This window comes from Moorena sp. SIO4E2 (assembly GCF_010671945.1).
Taxonomy (GTDB): Bacteria; Cyanobacteriota; Cyanobacteriia; order Cyanobacteriales; family Coleofasciculaceae; genus Moorena; species Moorena producens.
Genome location: NZ_JAAHIE010001398.1, coordinates 1 through 1,092 on the forward strand (window position 1 = coordinate 1; position 1,092 = coordinate 1,092).

At 42.3% G+C, this 1,092-nt stretch carries 1 protein-coding gene; it reads left to right on the plus strand.

What is annotated here, in order from left to right:
- The first annotated feature begins 387 nt into the window (after positions 1-387).
- Positions 388-1,014, plus strand: coding sequence for a class I SAM-dependent DNA methyltransferase (locus tag F6K37_RS43980; RefSeq protein ID WP_287257426.1), 627 nt, complete (start codon positions 388-390; stop codon positions 1,012-1,014).
- Positions 1,015-1,092: the final 78 nt, after the last annotated feature.

Below are 1,092 nucleotides of genomic sequence, written 5' to 3' on the forward strand. Positions count from 1 at the left end.
AAAAGCCAGAGCTATCCTGGTTTTATGAGGGGGGGATAGTATAACTAATTCATGACTAAAAACCCAAGTTGCTAGTTATATACCTAATCTTTTGAGATCCCCCGTTCGTCCCCCTATAGCCCTTCGGGCATACGCCAAGGGCGTAGAACAAGGGGACTTAGGTGTGCTTTAACACTTAAAATTTGTATAACGTTTATAGGACTCATGAGGTACACATTATTTTTTATCTCTTCCCTCTTCCCTGCTCCCTGCTCCCTGCTCCCTGCTCCCTGCTCCCTGCTCCCTAAAAACCAGAAATTTGTACCTCACAAGTCGTAGAATTGCTATAACTAGCAACTTACGTTAAAACCTCTCTTAAGAATGTAGAAAATAGTGTTCAGTAAAAGTATGAGCAAAAAAACAGATACGGTACATTGGGTATACAGTTCTCAAAACAATCAAGAATTAGCCGAAAGGTATGATGTATGGGCTAAGGAGTATGAGCAAGATTTGTTGCCTGAAAACTATACCGGACCCGAACCCGCCGTCGAGGTTTTGGTCAAGTATCTTTCTAAAGAAGCCAAGATATTAGATGCTGGGGCGGGAACTGGGCTAGTCGGGCAAGTTCTTCATCAGCGCGGATATGGCAATCTAGAGGCAATGGATATTTCAGCAGGGATGCTGGAAGAAGCGAGAAAAAAGAACGTTTACAGCGCACTTCACCAAGGAATATTGGGCGAACCTTTAGCGTTGGCAACGGACACCTTTGATGGGATTCTTAGCGTCGGAACGTTCACATTAGGCCATGCTCCCAGCAGTGGTTTTGATGAACTAATTCGTATTACTAAGCCAGGGGGATATATCATTTTTACTATTCGTCCCGATTATTACCAGAATAGTGATTTTAAAGACAAGCAAGCAGCCCTAGAAGCTTCTGGTAAGTGGAAGTTAGTTGAAAAAGGAGAGCCATTTGCCAACCTACCGGAAGCTGAACCAGATATTTATTTACAAGTCTGGGCATATAAAGTTTGCTAGTTCTTGGTATCAAACTAGAAGGAACATAAAAACAAAGGAAATTACAGTATAAAGAGTTAATTGAAAGCGATCGCTTCC

Bases quoted from the DNA above. Each gene is read 5' to 3' on its own strand.
- F6K37_RS43980 (WP_287257426.1), top strand. From the start codon at position 388: ATGAGCAAAAAAACAGATACGGTACATTGGGTATACAGTTCTCAAAAC.